The 16,564-nt window shown below is 50.2% G+C and carries 15 protein-coding genes; 8 read left to right on the top strand and 7 right to left on the bottom strand.

All coding sequences use genetic code 11. From position 1 onward, the window contains the following. The first annotated feature begins 5 nt into the window (after positions 1-5). From PLU01S_RS06245 to PLU01S_RS06215, 7 genes are all read left to right on the top strand, one after another. Complete coding sequence (locus PLU01S_RS06245; protein ID WP_074822856.1) at positions 6-524, top strand: GspH/FimT family pseudopilin; 519 nt, start codon at positions 6-8, stop codon at positions 522-524. Between the two features lie 115 nt (positions 525-639). Further along, the gene (locus PLU01S_RS06240) at positions 640-1,119 is read left to right on the top strand and encodes a GspH/FimT family pseudopilin (protein ID WP_074822859.1); all 480 of its coding nucleotides are present in this window, start codon (positions 640-642) and stop codon (positions 1,117-1,119) included. After that, positions 1,116-1,577 (top strand): type IV pilus modification protein PilV, encoded by a 462-nt coding sequence (gene pilV / locus PLU01S_RS06235; protein WP_074822862.1) that lies wholly within the window; start codon positions 1,116-1,118, stop codon positions 1,575-1,577. Before PLU01S_RS06240 ends, pilV begins: the two co-directional genes overlap by 4 nt. Next, positions 1,574-2,548: a PilW family protein gene (locus PLU01S_RS06230; RefSeq protein WP_074822868.1), complete on the top strand. Its 975-nt coding sequence runs from the start codon at positions 1,574-1,576 to the stop codon at positions 2,546-2,548. The genes pilV and PLU01S_RS06230 overlap by 4 nt, the downstream gene beginning before the upstream one ends. Next, complete coding sequence (locus PLU01S_RS06225) at positions 2,545-3,018, top strand: pilus assembly PilX family protein (protein ID WP_074822872.1); 474 nt, start codon at positions 2,545-2,547, stop codon at positions 3,016-3,018. Before PLU01S_RS06230 ends, PLU01S_RS06225 begins: the two co-directional genes overlap by 4 nt. A 2-nt stretch (positions 3,019-3,020) precedes the next feature. Next, the gene (locus PLU01S_RS06220; RefSeq protein WP_074822875.1) at positions 3,021-6,956 is read left to right on the top strand and encodes a pilus assembly protein; all 3,936 of its coding nucleotides are present in this window, start codon (positions 3,021-3,023) and stop codon (positions 6,954-6,956) included. Beyond that, complete coding sequence (locus PLU01S_RS06215; RefSeq protein ID WP_353681962.1) at positions 6,938-7,423, top strand: type IV pilin protein; 486 nt, start codon at positions 6,938-6,940, stop codon at positions 7,421-7,423. The genes PLU01S_RS06220 and PLU01S_RS06215 overlap by 19 nt, the downstream gene beginning before the upstream one ends. 56 nt (positions 7,424-7,479) lie before the next feature. On the opposite strand, the gene ispH is transcribed toward PLU01S_RS06215, so the two are convergent. The 6 genes from ispH to murJ form a co-directional block, all read right to left on the bottom strand. After that, entirely contained in the window at positions 7,480-8,424 is a 945-nt protein-coding gene (gene ispH, locus PLU01S_RS06210) for a 4-hydroxy-3-methylbut-2-enyl diphosphate reductase (protein WP_010797185.1), read from the bottom strand. 40 nt (positions 8,425-8,464) lie between these two features. Further along, the gene (locus PLU01S_RS06205) at positions 8,465-8,911 is read right to left on the bottom strand and encodes an FKBP-type peptidyl-prolyl cis-trans isomerase (protein ID WP_010797184.1); all 447 of its coding nucleotides are present in this window, start codon (positions 8,909-8,911) and stop codon (positions 8,465-8,467) included. Next, on the bottom strand, positions 8,904-9,407 hold the full coding sequence (gene lspA / locus PLU01S_RS06200; protein ID WP_010797183.1) for a signal peptidase II: 504 nt from the start codon (positions 9,405-9,407) through the stop codon (positions 8,904-8,906). Before lspA ends, PLU01S_RS06205 begins: the two co-directional genes overlap by 8 nt. Then, the gene (gene ileS, locus PLU01S_RS06195; RefSeq protein WP_074823471.1) at positions 9,400-12,231 is read right to left on the bottom strand and encodes an isoleucine--tRNA ligase; all 2,832 of its coding nucleotides are present in this window, start codon (positions 12,229-12,231) and stop codon (positions 9,400-9,402) included. Before ileS ends, lspA begins: the two co-directional genes overlap by 8 nt. A gap of 10 nt (positions 12,232-12,241) precedes the next feature. Further along, positions 12,242-13,186 (bottom strand): bifunctional riboflavin kinase/FAD synthetase, encoded by a 945-nt coding sequence (gene ribF / locus PLU01S_RS06190; RefSeq protein ID WP_074822878.1) that lies wholly within the window; start codon positions 13,184-13,186, stop codon positions 12,242-12,244. Between the two features lie 99 nt (positions 13,187-13,285). Continuing rightward, the gene (gene murJ / locus PLU01S_RS06185; RefSeq protein WP_074822887.1) at positions 13,286-14,824 is read right to left on the bottom strand and encodes a murein biosynthesis integral membrane protein MurJ; all 1,539 of its coding nucleotides are present in this window, start codon (positions 14,822-14,824) and stop codon (positions 13,286-13,288) included. 236 nt (positions 14,825-15,060) lie between these two features. Here murJ and rpsT point away from each other — a divergent pair, with 236 nt between their 5' ends. After that, entirely contained in the window at positions 15,061-15,339 is a 279-nt protein-coding gene (gene rpsT, locus PLU01S_RS06180; protein WP_010797179.1) for a 30S ribosomal protein S20, read from the top strand. 104 nt (positions 15,340-15,443) lie between these two features. Here rpsT and proB read toward each other — a convergent pair whose 3' ends face one another. After that, on the bottom strand, positions 15,444-16,562 hold the full coding sequence (gene proB, locus PLU01S_RS06175) for a glutamate 5-kinase (RefSeq protein ID WP_074822893.1): 1,119 nt from the start codon (positions 16,560-16,562) through the stop codon (positions 15,444-15,446). Positions 16,563-16,564: the final 2 nt, after the last annotated feature.

Raw genomic sequence — 16,564 nt, 5'->3', positions numbered from 1 at the left:
CGTTAATGAAAGTCTATCAACAAGGCTTCAGCCTTATCGAACTACTTACAACTATCGTTGTTCTTAGCGTTACCATTGGCATCGCCATACCTTCCTTTAGCGCGCTTACAGACCGAATAACACAGTACGAAGCTACTAACCGATTAGCTCAGACGCTTTACCGCGCCCGCTTTCAGGCTATAACGCAAAATAGAAGCACAACTGTCTGTCACGAAAGCCAGGGTAGTTGCAGTAGCTCTTTCATCTGGCAAGGAGCGATGCTGGTTTACCAGACTGCAAACCAACACGAGCAGACTGATGAAATACATAATATTGTATCAAGCGAAAATATACCGACTGGCTACAGTTGGCACTGGTCCGGTTTTCGCGCACGCCCCTTCCTGACCTTCAAGCCTAACGGCGCTACTGATTATCAGAACGGCACCTTTACTCTCTGTCGAAACAGCGAAGCCCTAAAACAGGTGGTGATTAATAAAGCAGGTAGAGTACGGATACAGTCTGCTCCGACTGGTAGCCGATGCTAGAGGAAATGGCTTGGTGACCACACAGATAAAACAATTGACCAGACGTCACCTGTGTTTTTGAGCAACCTGATCTGCAAAGGCATCATGCCGATTATTTCTCTGCAAGGAATCAAGGATGCGTTCCGTACGCGGCTTTACGCTAATCGAGCTCATGGTGACTGTAGCAGTCCTTGCGATTGTACTTACTATTGCGGTGCCATCATTCAGCAACTTAATTCAAAGCTCCCGCGCGAACGCCCTCGTTAATGAACTCAACGGCACGCTTCAGATTGCTCGTTCTGAAGCACTAAAACGGCGCAAGAATGTGATTGTCTGCCGTCGTAATGAAGCAGGTACTGCCTGTGATAACGGGACAGACTGGTCTAATGGCTGGTTGATTCGCCAAGTAGGCGGCGATGTGATTCGCGTTTGGGATGCTCAATCATTAAATGTCGAGGCCGATCCTGCCACTGGATTTACTTTTTTGCCTAATGGAGCAGCTACTGCCGGAGGCAAACTAGTTATTAGCCCGACAAATTGCAAAAAAAATGACGAAAAACCAACGGTGTCTGTTACCTCTACAGGCAGCACAGGCATAGCGTGTAAATCCCAATGAAAAACACTTGCCAAAGAGGCGCTACACTTATTGAAGTCCTAGTTACTGTTTTTATTCTTGCAGTAGGGCTTTTAGGCCTTGCAGGTTTGCAATCAACTAGCATTAAGAGCAACCAAGGCGCTTATTACAGATCACAAGCGACACTCTTAGCTGGGGATATGGCAGATCGCATGCGAGCTAACCGCACAGCGGCCTTAGCAGGAAGTTACAATATAAGTTCTTTTCCCTCTTCCTCCACAACAAACAATACTGCCAACGCAGTACGCGCTGAGAAAGATAAGGCAGAGTGGCTGAACTCACTTGCAAGCCTGCTTCCTGACGGGACAGGAAAAATAGAATACAGCAACAAAATCTTTGTCATCTCCATAAAATGGAACGATAACCGTGCCAGAATTAGAGGCTCTTCAGCCCAAGACACAGATCAAGACTTTATATTCACCTACCGGACCCAGCTATGAGAGTTTTTTTTCAGACCAAGCAAAGTGGTCTGTCATTAGTCGAACTAATGGTGGCAATGGTATTAGGCCTTCTTCTAATTGGCGGCGTTCTACAAATATTTTTGTCAAGTAAAAACACCTATACTACAAACCTTGCCCTTTCTAAAGTCCAAGAGTCCGGCCGATTTGCAATGGATTTTTTGACTTTTGACATTCGTAATGCTTCTTACCGAGGCGAGTGCGTTGGAAGTTTAAATAATCTGTCTTCACCACTTAATAATGATGAAAGATATATTTTAATATCTGGCATTAAAGGCTGGGATAATAGTGAAGCCGACTCTGCACTACCTAGCTGGTTTCCAGCCTCAAAAAGGTTATCTGGAACAGATATGGTTTTGCTTAAACATGCCGCTAACTCTGCAGGCGTCACATTAGCATCCGCGCCAACTAATGATACGATTACGACAACCACAGCTACAAAACTAGCTTTTGGCACACTTCTAGTTATAGCTGAGCCAGTTGGATGTGACATCTTTCAAAATCAGAAAACTGCAACATCACTGTCTATAAGCTCTTCAAACGAATTTCGATACGCTTATAGTCAAAAAGCAGATCTACTTAAATATCAAAGCTCAATCTACTACATTGATAACGGCAGTAACAACACTCCATCTTTATGGCGAGTTCGTTATGACAACCCTTCAGACATAGTTACCGAAGAGATTGTAGAGGGCATACAAAACATGCAAATAAAATATGCCCAAGGTGACAATAAAGGAAATATTACTGGAGATTATCTAGACGCCAATAATATTACCGATTGGTCAAGTGTGGTTTCTGTAAAAATAACCCTACTAGCCACTAGCAATGACACTAATGTTGTTTCACCAAATCAAGTAGTAAGGTTTAACGGCCAAGACATCACCATTAACAATGGCCGTTTAGCTCAGGTTTTTTCTATCACTGTAGGAATACGGAATCGCCTGCCATGAGAACAGAATTCTTTCCTAATAGAGAAAAAGGTGCTGTTCTTCTTGTCGCCCTTATCGTGCTCCTGCTAATGACTATTATTGGTATAAGCAGCATGCGCGTCACGTCATTACAAGAGCGGATGGCTGGAAACATGCGCGATCAAAATTTAGCTTTCCAAGGCGCAGAAACAGCTATGCGCCAAGCTGAAGCGCTCGTTCTGAGTAAAGAAGTCAGCTTTTGGCAGAACACCTCTACTGAAAGAAGCTGGCAAAGTGTCGAGAATCTTGTAGGCGTAAGCAAACCAAGATTTAAAATCACCCCCATTCCCGGCGTTACCATTATAAAACCAGGAGACCCTTTAATTGCAGGCCAACCAATTGAAGTAGCGCTATTAAGAATAGAAGCAGAAGGCTACGGCGCTGCGGTCGATACTAACGACTCTACGGCAAGCTCAAATGTATTACTCCAATCAACTTTTATTAGGCGCTAAAGATGCTAACGCATAAGGAAATTATCGCCATAATGACTCCCTTAAAAAACAATTACTCAATCTTTAAAAGCTTTGCTTTAGTAGCTTTTGCTTCCTTTACAGCAACAGGTGTTTATGCAGAGGTTTCCCAGACACCGCTGTTATTAGGCAGTGGAAACGTACCTGGAAGCTTGGCGTTGGTACCTTCCGTAGAATGGCCTACTGTTTTGTCCGTGGCAAACCTAGGCAGTTACAATTCAGCTAATGAGTACTCTGGCTACTTCGACTCTGGCAAGTGCTATCTATATAACAAGACCAGCAATGATGGCTGGTTCTATCCAAATGGCTTAGCCACTAACCATAAATGTAATGGTAAGTGGAGCGGAAACTTCTTAAACTGGGCTGCAACGCCGACTATTGATCCCTTCCGCAGCGCGCTAACGGGAGGCTTAAGAGCTGTTGACCAAGAAAACCTCACTATTTTGCAAAAGGCGCGTCACAGTGGCCAAAATAGTACAGGCGATAGGACTAACTCAGGTCAAGGAATGATTCCAGCAGCCGAGTTCTCGGGCGCCACACCAGTATCCTCTGGCTGGAATAGCATGTATATCCGTCTAAGTGGTCTAAATACCGATATGGTATTTTCAAATTGGTCGGACAAGCTCGGCGATGATCCAACATCAAGGAGTGAGTGGATCGACTATGACCCAAACAATAGCGCCCAGCTTAACAATGGCAGGCTCATACCTTCGTATCGCGTCAATGAGAACGGAGGATCACAAGTTAAGAGCGTTTATCGCTTAAGAATTCAAGTAAAAGTATGCGATCCAAGCCCTGCGGCTGGCGGCCTGGAAAGTAACTGTAAGCGCTACTCATCAACTAATTACAAACCAGAAGGTCTGCTTCAGCAATATTCGGATACGCTACGCTACAGCGTATTTGGCTACCTTAACGACTCCAGCGAAGGACGCGATGGTGGCGTTTTACGGGCAAACCAGAAGGGCATAGGCCCGAAAGATACTGATGGATCAACGAACCCATATGCAGAATGGAATGCCACCACTGGCATTTTAGTAAAAAACCCTAATCCTGCCGATGCTATTAGTACAGGCAATGGCGTTGCTGATAGTGGCGTAATAAATTATTTAAACAAATTCGCCTCCATGCCCTATCAGACAAACCCTATTGCCTACAAGGCTATCAAGAGTTTAGATCCTGTTAGCGAACTCTATTACGCAGCTATAAGATATTTTAAAAACCAGGGTAATGTTCCTGCATATAGCAACCTTACCGGTGGAACCCAAGCCGAGCGCTACGCACAAGCGGACGGGTTTCCCGTTATTACAAAGTGGCAAGATCCTATTAATTACTCTTGCCAAAAAAACGTAATACTTGGCATTGGCGACACCAACACTCATAGAGACAAAAATCTTCCGGGTCCGACCAGCTCGGTAGGAGAAGTCAGCCCCAAGCCTCCAGAGGTCGTAGCAGATACGACAGTTAACGTCGTTACCGCCACAGCAAAAGTTGGAAGCCTTGAAGGCGTCAACCTTAAAGAAACGTCGAGCAGTTATACTGGACGTTCTAACTCAGCCTATATAGCCGGCTTAGCTTATGACTCGCATACTGTTGATCTCAGACCTAATATGAGCGGCAAGCAGACCCTTTCCACTTACTGGGTCGATGTAAGGGAAAATCAGAGCTTAGCGGGGCGCGCTTCAAACCAATATTGGCTTGCGGCTAAATATGGCGGGTTCAAGGTGCCATCTAATTTTTCACCTTATTCAAATGAGACAAACAGCGCCACTATTACAGATGATCTTTGGTGGACAAATGGTGAAATTCTTCCTACTGGAGATAAGCGGCCTGATAACTTTTTCGTAGCAAGCGATGCTGCGAATATGACAGCCAGCTTAAAAAATGCTTTTTCCCAAATTGTTAAAGAGGTTAGAAGCACATCTACGTCTCTTGCCACCAACTCGACTCAGCTTAATACGGAAAGCGCTGTTTTTCAGACTCTCTATAATAGCTCCAACTGGAGTGGAGACCTTCTCGCAAAAACTGTCAGCGGTTCTGGCTCAGTTGCGGCAACGCCAACGTGGAGCGCTGCGTCTAAACTAGATGCGTTAACTAACCTCAGTACACGAAAAATATTCCTATCGAATGGATTTACCGCCAGAGAGCAAGGGGTCTACTCTACATCCATAGGAGGTATAGACTTTTTCTGGAATAATAATCTGGACAATGACGCCAAAATCGCTCTTCAGACACCTAGAGCGAATGGCGTTACTGTAGAAGGTGATACCGGCCAGAATCGCTTAAATTACTTACGTGGCGAGCGAAACCTAGAAAAAACCAAAACGACTCCTTCTAACCCGTTCCGCTCAAGAGGCAGCCGATTGGGCGATATTATTAACTCAGATCCCCAATATGTTTCTAATCAAGATTATGGCTATAACTTACTGACCGGCTCAATTTGGGGCGGTGCAGGCAGCAGCTATTTGAGCTTTCGTCGCAGCACTGACTATATCAATCGTAAGCCCATGGTTGTGGTAGGTACAAATGATGGGATGCTGCATGGATTTGACGCGACCGTTTCGTCAACTGGAGGTAGTGAGCTCTTTGCCTATATACCTCGAAGCATAACAGGTGACTTATATAAGCTTACCGACCCAAATTACTCCCACCAGTATTATGTAGATGGCTCGCCGACGAGCTCTGACGCCTGGATAAACGGTAGCTGGAAAACTATTGTTGTGGGCACAACCGGTGCTGGAGGCAAAAGCGTTTTCGCTTTAGACGCCACCAACCCGGACACTATGTCTGCCAGGAGTGTAATGTGGGAGTTCACCGCACCTGACATGTCTTATCCAGTCCAGAAGCCCTCAGTAGTTGCATTAGCAAATGGAAAATTTGGCGTTATCGTTAGTAGTGGATTTACAAACTCATCCGTTACTAAAGGTCATGTTTGGGTACTTGATGCGGCTAACGGAAATGTGCTGAAAAAATTCACAGTCAATACTACTGGCGGAATGGCACAACCCTTAGCAATCGATATTAATAATGACCGATTAGCGGATCGCATTTACGTAGGCGATACCCAAGGCAATCTTTGGCGATTCGATATAAAAGGGGAGGATGTAAGTAAGTGGGATGGTTTTAGAAATGGTAACCAAAACATCATTCCCATTTTCTCAGCACGGGATAGCTCAGGTAGAGTCCAGCCTATTACAGCATCTCTTACAGCCGCTCTTAATACCGATGGCAAACCAATTATTCTATTTGGTACAGGTAGTTTCTACCAAACCGTCGATACTGATCTCTTGCAGAATCAACGCATTGAGTCCTACTACGCCATCATTGACAGAGAGAGTTCGGTTAACCGAACGAACCTAGCTGAACGTAAGATTCTAAAAGAAGTAAACGTAAACGGCCAAAAAGGCCGAATTTTGAGCGAAGCAGCCACTGGGGACATGTCCGGTAAGTCTGGTTGGGTATTAGATCTATTATGGAAGGCCTCTGAGGGTGGATCCAATTCGCTTACTGGTGAACGGGTTGTTTCAGCAGGTGTTTTAAGAAATGGCACCATCACATTCAGTACATTAACACCCTCTGACGATCCCTGTTCAGGCGGGGCCACTAGTTGGGTAATGTCTCTAGACGTATTTACTGGTGCTCGATTGGCGTATAACTATTTCGATTTCAACGGTGATGGACTTATCAATGATAATGACTATTTCACAGACTCTAATGGAAATAAGATTCCTTTTTCTGGAATCTCCAACCCTGATTTAGGTGCCATAGATACACCTAGCTATTTCAATGGCAATGCTACTAATGAAGGTAGTACCGACCTCATCTGTTTTGCGGGGTCCGCAAATGCAGATCAGCCCGTCTGCAGTCCTGCACCTCCGGGATCAAGAACGTCTGACAGAGTTTCATGGCGAGAAATCAGATGATAAAAGTTATAAGCAAAATGCGATTAGGCAAAGCTGTCCCTCGCCGCACTATTCAGCGTGGTTTTACTTTAATAGAGGTAATGGTAGTAGTTGCTATTATTGGAATACTTGCAGCAATAGCTTATCCGTCTTACACCGAGCATATACGTAAAACAAACAGAACAGCTGCACAAGCTTCTTTAATGGAGCTTGTGCAATTTATGGAAAGAAATTACACCTCAACTGGAATGTATTCCAATTCGGACGGAACAGCTCCGGCTTTACCGTTTACAACCTCTCCAAGAGATGGAAGTGCCGTTTACAATCTAGAGCTAAGTTCGGTAACTAAAAGTAGTTTCACACTACAAGCGGTGCCGGTTGCCGGAAAAGTGATGGCAAGTGATCGTTGTGGAACATTAACGATTACAAACACAGGTGTAAGAGGACAAGCAGCGACAGGAACTTCGGCTGAGTGTTGGCGACGATAAAACAAGAAGTGAAGGAATGACTACCGCCCTTGAGTCTTCAAAGGCGGTTTTAAACATTATATAGCTTTTACTCTAAGCTCCTTCGGCAATGAGAACGTAATATTCTCCGGCTGACCTTCAAGCTCCAGCCCTTCGCTCGCGCCCCAGGCTTTCAGCTGGTCAATAACGCCTTTGACCAGAATCTCAGGAGCTGACGCGCCTGCGGTGATACCGATCCGCTCTACCCCACTAAACCACTCCTGCTTGAGATCTTCCGCACCATCAATAAGGTAGGCAGCCGTACCCATACGCTCGGAGAGCTCACGCAGACGGTTGGAATTGGAGCTATTGGGGCTTCCTACAACCAGAACGATGTCAGACTCAGTTGCTAGTGTTTTAACCGCGTCCTGGCGGTTCTGAGTGGCGTAGCAAATATCGTCTTTACGTGGACCGCCGATGTTCGGAAACTTGCCGCGCAAGGCATCGATGACCTTGCTTGTGTCGTCCATAGACAGCGTAGTCTGAGTAACGAAAGCTAGCGAGTCAGGGTTGCGGACCTGAAGCGCCGCAACGTCTTCCTCGTCTTCTACAAGGTAGATCGATCCGCCATTACGCGTATCGTACTGGCCCATAGTGCCCTCTACTTCCGGATGACCTTCATGGCCAATCAGAATGCATTCGCGGCCGTCACGGCTGTATTTGGCTACTTCCATGTGAACCTTGGTCACCAGCGGACAAGTAGCATCGAAGACTTTGAGCCCTCTGCTTTCAGCTTCCTTGCGTACCGCCTGGGAAACGCCATGGGCGCTGAAGATCACGATAACGTCATCAGGCACCTGATCCAGCTCTTCGACAAAAACAGCGCCACGGTTGCGCAGGTTTTCTACGACGAACTTGTTATGCACCACTTCATGTCGGACATAGATCGGCGGGCCGAACACATCAAGCGCGCGATTGACGATATCGATTGCGCGATCAACCCCTGCGCAAAATCCGCGAGGGTTGGCTAATTTGATTTGCATGTTGAATTCCTTTCGCTCAGCGTCTGCTACTGAGCAGGCCTCAATGGGCAACAACCGGCTCAATGGCGATAATTTCGACTTCGAACGTCAACGTGCGCCCAGCAAGCGGGTGGTTGAAGTCTATAATCACCGCATGATCATCGAAGGATTTAACGATGCCGGGCATTTCGCCTCCTGCCGCATCGGTAAAGATAATCAGCAACCCTTCGGACAAGTCCATATTCTCGAAATCGTCTCGAGGCATCTGCTGCAGATTTTGCGGGTTTGGCTGACCAAACCCCTGCTCAGGCAGAATCGTCAGGCTACTACGCGCGCCCTCAGGCAAGCCGAACAACGCTTGCTCGAAGCCAGGCAGGAGATTGCCGTCCCCTACCCTGAACGTTGCAGGCGCCTTGTCAAAGGTTGTGTCAACAATATCGCCGTTTTCCAGCTTGATCGCGAAATTGAGCGTTACGCGCGTTTCCGGACCAACCGTTATCTCAGACATGGGCTTCTCCTGTCTTTTTGGTACGGAACATATCCAGGGCAAGCATGATGGCACCTACGGTAATGGCGCTGTCTGCCAAGTTGAAAGCGGGAAACAGATGTTCCCGCCAATGTACAAGGACGAAATCAATAACGTGCCCCAACACGATACGGTCGTACAGGTTACCGATAGCGCCGCCCAGGATCAGCGCCAGCGCAATAGCAATCCAGGTATCGTTGCGTCCCAACCGCTTGAGCCAGACTACTAGGGTAATGCTGACTGCAATGGCAATCGCAGCAAAAAGCCAACGCTGCCAACCGGAATGATCCGCCAGAAAGCTGAACGCTGCGCCTGTGTTATAGGCGAGCGTCCAGCTGAACAGATCAGGAATCACCTCGATGCGCTGATACAGACTGAGCTGCCCTTCAAAATAAGCCTTGCTCAGTTGATCCAACACAACGACGACCACACTCAACCATAACCAGGCCAGACGGCCAAAACGGCCTGCCTCAGGCATAGCGGCGCACCTCACCATTGCCAAAGACGTTACTGACGCAACGGCCACAGATTTCAGGGTGGTTGGGATCAATTCCTACGTCATCACGATGGTGCCAGCAACGGGCACACTTGGTGCTGCCTGATTTGCGAACCAGAAGTTTGAGACCTGCCACCTCGCTCTCTACCGCTTCGTCAGGCGCCTCGTCAAACGTTGCAACCTCGACCCGAGAAGTGATCAGGATAAAGCGCAGGTCTTCACCCAGTTTCTTCAGTATCGCACTCAGCGGGCCGTCAACGAACAGCGTGATTTCTGCCTGAAGGTTGCCGCCGATTGTCTTGGCGTTACGCTGGTTTTCCAGCTCCTTGTTGACAGCAGCCTTGACCGCCACCACCTGATCCCAGAATGCGCGATCAAGCTCAGTGTCAGCTGGCAGCTCGGTCAACTGGTCATACCAGGTATTAAGCATGACAGACTCGTTGCGCTTGCCTGGCAGGTATTGCCAGATTTCCTCGGCAGTGAAGGCCAAGATAGGCGCAATCCAGCGAACCAGTGCTTCCGCAATATGGAACATGGCTGTCTGGCAGGAACGGCGAGCGCGGCTGTCAGTGCCCGTGGTGTACTGGCGATCCTTGATGATGTCGAGATAGAAGCCACCCAGTTCATGCACACAGAAGTTGTGCACTTTCTGGTACACGTTCCAGAAACGATACTCGTTGTAGGCTTCCTCAAGCTCATGTTGCAACAGGAGCGCGCGATCCACAGCCCAGCGATCAATAGCGATCATGTCTTCCGATGCCAGCAGATGCTGTTCAGGATCGAAGCCGTTCAGGTTGGAAAGGAGGAAACGTGCAGTATTGCGGATACGGCGATAAGAGTCAGCCGAACGCTGCAAGATCTGTTGGGAAACCGCCATTTCACCCGAGTAGTCAGTCGCCGAAACCCATAGGCGCAAAATGTCAGCGCCCAGCGTATCCGTTACCTGCTGCGGTGCAATCACGTTGCCCAGCGATTTGGACATCTTGCGGCCATTCTCATCTACGGTAAACCCGTGCGTGAGCAATGCTTTGTAGGGTGGGTGGTCGTCGATGGCACAACCAGTCAGCAGCGATGAGTGGAACCAACCACGATGCTGGTCGGAGCCTTCCAGATACAGGTCAGCAACCGGCCCCTGATCATGGCCCAGCTGATGCGAACCACGTAGCACATGCCAATGGGTAGTGCCCGAGTCAAACCAGACGTCCAACGTATCAGCGATTTTTTCATACTGGGGGGCTTCATCACCCAGCAACTCGGCAGCATCCAGCTTGAACCACGCCTCGATACCGGCCTGCTCAACGCGCTGAGCAACCTCTTCCATCAACTCTACCGTGCGAGGATGCAGCTCTCCGCTTTCCTTATGCAGGAAGAATGGAATCGGGACACCCCAGGTACGCTGACGCGAGATACACCAGTCAGGCCGACCGGCAATCATGCCATGCAGACGGGCCTGTCCCCAGGCGGGCACAAACTGGGTCTGCTCGATGCCTGCCAAGGCACGCTCACGAAGGGTGCCGCCCTCTACTGGCTGCTTGTCCATGCCCACAAACCACTGCGCGGTCGCACGGTAGATCAGTGGGGTTTTGTGACGCCAGCAATGCATGTAGCTGTGAGTGATATTCTCGCTGGCCATCAGGCAGTCGACTTCGCGCAGCTTCTCGACAATGGCGGGATTGGCTTTCCAGATGAACTGGCCACCAAAGAAGGGCAACGACTCGACATAAACGCCGTTGCTCTGCACGGGACTCAGAATGTCATCGTTGGTCATGCCGTAGCGCTTGCAGGACCGGAAGTCATCCTCACCGTAAGCAGGCGCACTGTGCACAATACCCGTACCAGCACCCAGTTCAACATAGTCAGCAAGGTAAATGGGCGAACGGCGATCGTAGAAAGGATGATTGAAAGCGATCAGCTCCAGCGCTTCACCCTTAGCCGTCGCGATGACCTGTCCTTCCAGCGAGTACCGCGCAAGGCAGCTCTCGACCAGTTCCTCAGCCAGCAGAAGCAGCTTGTCGCCCACGTCCACCAGTGCATAGTCAAACTCGGGATGCACATTAAGCGCCTGGTTGGCCGGGATGGTCCAGGGTGTAGTAGTCCAGATGACGATATAGGCTTTCTTGGGCAGCGCTTCCAGGCCGAAGGCAGCAGCAAGCTTGTCATCCTCGGCGCTGGGAAAGGCTACATCGATCGTCATGGACTGCTTGTCCGCGTATTCCACTTCAGCTTCGGCCAATGCAGAACCGCAATCGAAGCACCAGTTGACCGGCTTCAGACCCTTGAATACAAAGCCTTTACGAACCATTTCAGCCAATGCACGGATTTCTCCCGCCTCGTTGGCATAATCCATGGTTTTGTAGGGATTATCCCACTCACCCAACACACCCAAGCGAATGAAGTCGGCTTTCTGTCCTTCTACCTGCTCAGCCGCATAGGCACGGCAGAGTTCGCGGGTTTTGTCGGCTGGCAGATGCTTGCCGTGGGTGATCTCAACCTTGTGTTCGATAGGCAGGCCATGGCAATCCCAGCCGGGAACATAGGGTGCGTCATAACCCGACAGGGTTTTGGAGCGGACAATAATGTCCTTGATGATCTTGTTGACCGCATGACCAATATGAATATTGCCGTTGGCATAGGGCGGGCCATCATGAAGGATAAAGGTAGGACGCCCTTTGCCAATTTCGCGCAGCTTTTGGTAGAGACCAATACCATTCCAGTACTTGAGGGTTTCAGGCTCGCGTTGCGGCAAGCCGGCTTTCATGGGGAAATCGGTAGCTGGAAGGTTAAGCGTGGCTTTGTAATCGGTCATTTCGGGCTCTTCAGATCTCATCAAGCGGTTGGCCCAGCCAATAAGCTCGGGCGGCGGCGACATCGGCATCAATCGCCGCCTTCAATGCCTCCAGAGAGGCGAAACGCTGCTCGTCTCGCAGCTTGCGGTGAAAAACAACAGTCAGATGCTGACCATACAGATCGCCAGCATATTCGAGAAGATGTACTTCAAGATGGGGACGGCCATCGCCTTTTACAGTAGGACGAAGACCAATATTTGCAACGCCTCCCCGGATCTGGCCATGAATATCCACGTTGACCAGATAAACCCCTTTCATGGGTGGCAGACGGCGCTTCAGCTGAACATTAGCAGTAGGCCAGCCTAATTGGCGAGCAAGCTTCTGTCCATGCAGTACACGCCCGGATAAGGTATAGGGGCGTCCCAGCATTCGATTTGCAAGAGACAGATCCCCCGAAGCCAACGCTTCTCGAATGCGCGTACTGCTTATTCTCATGCCATCCAACTCGACCGTTGTAGCGGCCTCAACCGTAAACCTGTTGATCCGCCCTGCATCGACCAGAAAATCAAAGTCGCCAGCACGGTCACAGCCAAAGCGGAAGTCATCCCCGACCTCAAGGTGCTTGATGCCCAATCCCTGGATAAGCACCTGATCGATAAAGGCTCGTGCTGAAAGCTCGCGCAGTCGACGGTTGAAGGCCAGACACACAACACGGTCTACGCCTGCTCTGGATAGCAACTCCAGCTTCTCGCGAAGGCGCGTCAACCGCACTGGAGCTTGTTCAGGCGCAAAGTACTCACGCGGCTGTGGCTCGAATATAACTACACAACTAGGCACTCTGAGCTCTATTGCTCGTTCATGCAGACGAGCCAGAATCGCCTGATGTCCCAGGTGTACTCCGTCGAAATTGCCTATGGTGGCAACACAGCCCTGCGGCAGGGGACTGAGATTATGAAGGCCTCGAACCAGCTGCATAGCACGCGTTCTATTTGCAAATTCTACGATTATACGCACGCTTGCCCGCAGACAACAGGCAGTCACTGACAAGCTTGCCCATGAACATCAAACCATTGGTCATGCCAGCGCTTTTTTCGTGAAGTCTTTGATACGAAATCCAAATGCCGCCAACACGCCAAAATAAGCGATCACTCCAGCAGCAACTACCAGTCCAAGCCGTGAAAAGCGCGCCAGCATATTGCCCTGATCCCATGCGGGCATGACATAAAGCAGCCCTAGAAGTACGGTCGACATGACCACAACCGCAACCACTAGCTTGATCAGGAACAAGGTCCATCCGGGCTGCGGCTCGAAAAGCTTGTGCTTTCTCAACTGCCAATAGAGAAGACCCGCGTTGATACAGGCGGCCAGCCCGATCGCCAAGGCCAGACCTACATGCTGAAGCGGACCAATAAAGGCCAGGTTCATGAGCTGGGTTACTACCAATGTGAAAATAGCGATCCGAACAGGCGTCTTGATGTTCTGTCGAGCATAAAACCCGGGGGCCAGTACCTTGACCAAAATGATTCCGACCAAACCTACCGAATAGGCGATCAAGGCATGCTGGGTCATTTGTGCATCATGAGCCGTAAAACGACCGTACTGGAACAGGGAAATAGTCAGCGGCTCGGACAAAATCGCTAGCGCCAACGAGCACGGCAGAACCAAAAGAAAGCAGAGCCTAAGCCCCCAATCCAAAAGGCGGGAGTATTCGTGCCGATCATCCTTGGCATAAGTCTTGGCTAGCGCCGGCAAAAGGATAGTACCAAGCGCAACACCCAGAACACCGGAAGGCAGCTCCATCAAGCGGTCGGCGTAATACATCCATGAAACCGAACCGGCAGCCAGAAAAGAGGCAAAGATGGTATTGATGATCAGGGAAATCTGGCTAACCGACACTCCGATAATGGCCGGGATCATTTGCCTCAATACCCGCCAGACTCCGCTGTCCCGTAGATTGAGGCGAGGCAGCACAAGCATGCCAATTTTTTTCAAGTGTGGCAGCTGGTACACCAGCTGTAGAAAACCGCCCGCCAGTACAGCCCATCCAAGCACCATGACCGGTGGATCAAAGTATGGCGTCAGGAAGACAGCAAAAAAGATCATGCTGACGTTTAGGAGCGTGGGCACAAACGCCGGGACGGAGAACCGGTTCCACGTGTTGAGCACTGCACCGGCAAGCGATGACAGGGAAATCAACAGAATATACGGAAAGGTTACGCGAAGAAGTGAAGTGGTCAGCGCAAACTTTTCAGGCGTATCGCTAAAGCCAGGGGCGGTAATCCAGATAACCCAGGGCGCAGCTACCATGCCCACCAGGGTCACAATCGCCAGGACCAGCGTCAGCAGGCCTGATACGTAGGCGATAAAGGTTCGGGTCGCCTCTTCTCCGCGCTGGCTCTTGTATTCTGCCAGAATCGGGACAAACGCCTGGGAGAATGCGCCCTCTGCAAAGATGCGCCGCAACAGATTCGGCAGCTTGAACGCTACGAAGAAAGCATCAGTGGCGATCCCTGCGCCAAAAATACGTGCTACGATGGTATCGCGAATAAAGCCCAACACCCGGGAAACAAGCGTCATTGAGCTAACCGCAGCTAGCGATTTAAGAAGGTTCATGCGTTTGGATTCTATACATACCGATGACAGGGCCTGTGTGTCTCCAAGCCTCAAGAAGATGCCTCATAGGCAAGCCCGCGAGTGTAGGACGATCAAACAGATAAAGCACGTACAGATGCAGTTGTTACCAACCACTCGTCCAGCCGTCTTTATAACCTTGACAATCGATTAACACATCGGCATGATTCGCGGCCTTATTTGCGTGGTACCCCCCCAGTTTTTCGAGGAGCTCGACGGTGGCAAACACACCTTCCGCCAAAAAACGCGCCAAACAGGCTGAGAAGCGTCGCAGCCACAATGCTAGCCTGCGTTCAATGGTTCGTACTTACATCAAGAACGTAGTTAAAGCGATCGACGCTAAAGATCTGGAAAAAGCACAAGCTGCCTACGCCGCTGCAGTACCTGTGATTGATCGCATGGCCGACAAGGGCATCATTCACAAGAACAAGGCTGCTCGTCACAAAGGCCGCCTGAATGCCCATATCAAGGCTATGAGCCAAGCTGCTGCCGCTTAAGGCTTAGCTTGCAATAAAAAACCGGCGAAAGCCGGTTTTTTATTGCCTGCGTTTTCAGGCATAAAAAACGGCGCCCATCGGCGCCGTGCTTCATGCGGGTGACGTTACACCAGCACCATATTGTCTCGATGAACAAGTTCAGGCTCATAGACATACCCAAGCGCCTGACCAATGAACTCTGAGGACTGCCCCATGATCTTCTGTGCCTCGGCAGCACTGTAATTTACCAGTCCGCGCGCCACTTCATTTCCGTCAGGCCCCACACACGCCACCATCTCACCACGACGGAAACTGCCTTCTATCGCTTTAACACCTACAGGCAAGAGACTCTTATGGTCTTCAGTAAGGGCCTTTACCGCCCCCGCGTCCAGCACCAATGCACCACGCATTTGAAGATGACCTGCCAGCCATTGCTTGCGAGCCGCCACCAAGCCCCGCTCAGGGGAAAGCAACGTACCCAGCCGCTCACCCTCACGCAACCGGCTCAGTACGCGCTCAATGCGCCCACCTACGATAACCGTACAGGCACCAGAGCGAGCTGCCAGACGAGCCGCACGCAGCTTTGTCTGCATACCACCACGCCCCAACGCCCCTGCAGAGCCACCAGCCACCGCATCCAGCGCAGGATCGTCTGCACGAGCCTCGCTGATTAGCGCGGCTTCAGGATTATGTCGCGGGTCGGCATCGAACATGCCATCACGATCCGTCAGGATAACCAACAGATCCGCCTCAACCAGGTTTGCCACCAGAGCAGCCAATGTATCGTTGTCACCAAAACGGATCTCATCCGTAACGACCGTATCGTTTTCATTGATGACAGGCACCACCCCCAACTCAACCAGGGTTCGAAGGGTGCTTCGAGCATTCAGATAACGCTTTCGGTCGGACAAGTCATCATGGGTAAGCAGCACCTGTGCCGTTTGCACATCATGCTCGGCAAAACTGGACTCCCATGCCTGAACCAAGCCCATCTGACCAACAGCCGCAGCAGCCTGCAACTCGTGAATGGCACTGGGCCGCGAAGCCCAGCCCAATCGACTCATGCCTGCCGCCACTGCGCCAGAGGATACGAGGACAAGCTCAACACCCGCACGATGCAGAGCAACCATCTGCTCGACCCAGTCCGACATGGCACGGCCATCAAGGCAGCGCCCATCATCCGTCAGCAAGGCACTACCAATCTTTACCACCCAACGCTCGGAGCGAGTCACCCGATCGCGCATCG

Origin of the sequence: Pseudomonas luteola NBRC 103146 (assembly GCF_002091675.1) — a bacterium.
In the GTDB taxonomy this organism is placed as follows: domain Bacteria; phylum Pseudomonadota; class Gammaproteobacteria; order Pseudomonadales; family Pseudomonadaceae; genus Chryseomonas; species Chryseomonas luteola.
The sequence above is the reverse complement of the archived record's forward strand: the minus strand, read 5'-3'. Positions and strand labels throughout refer to the sequence as shown.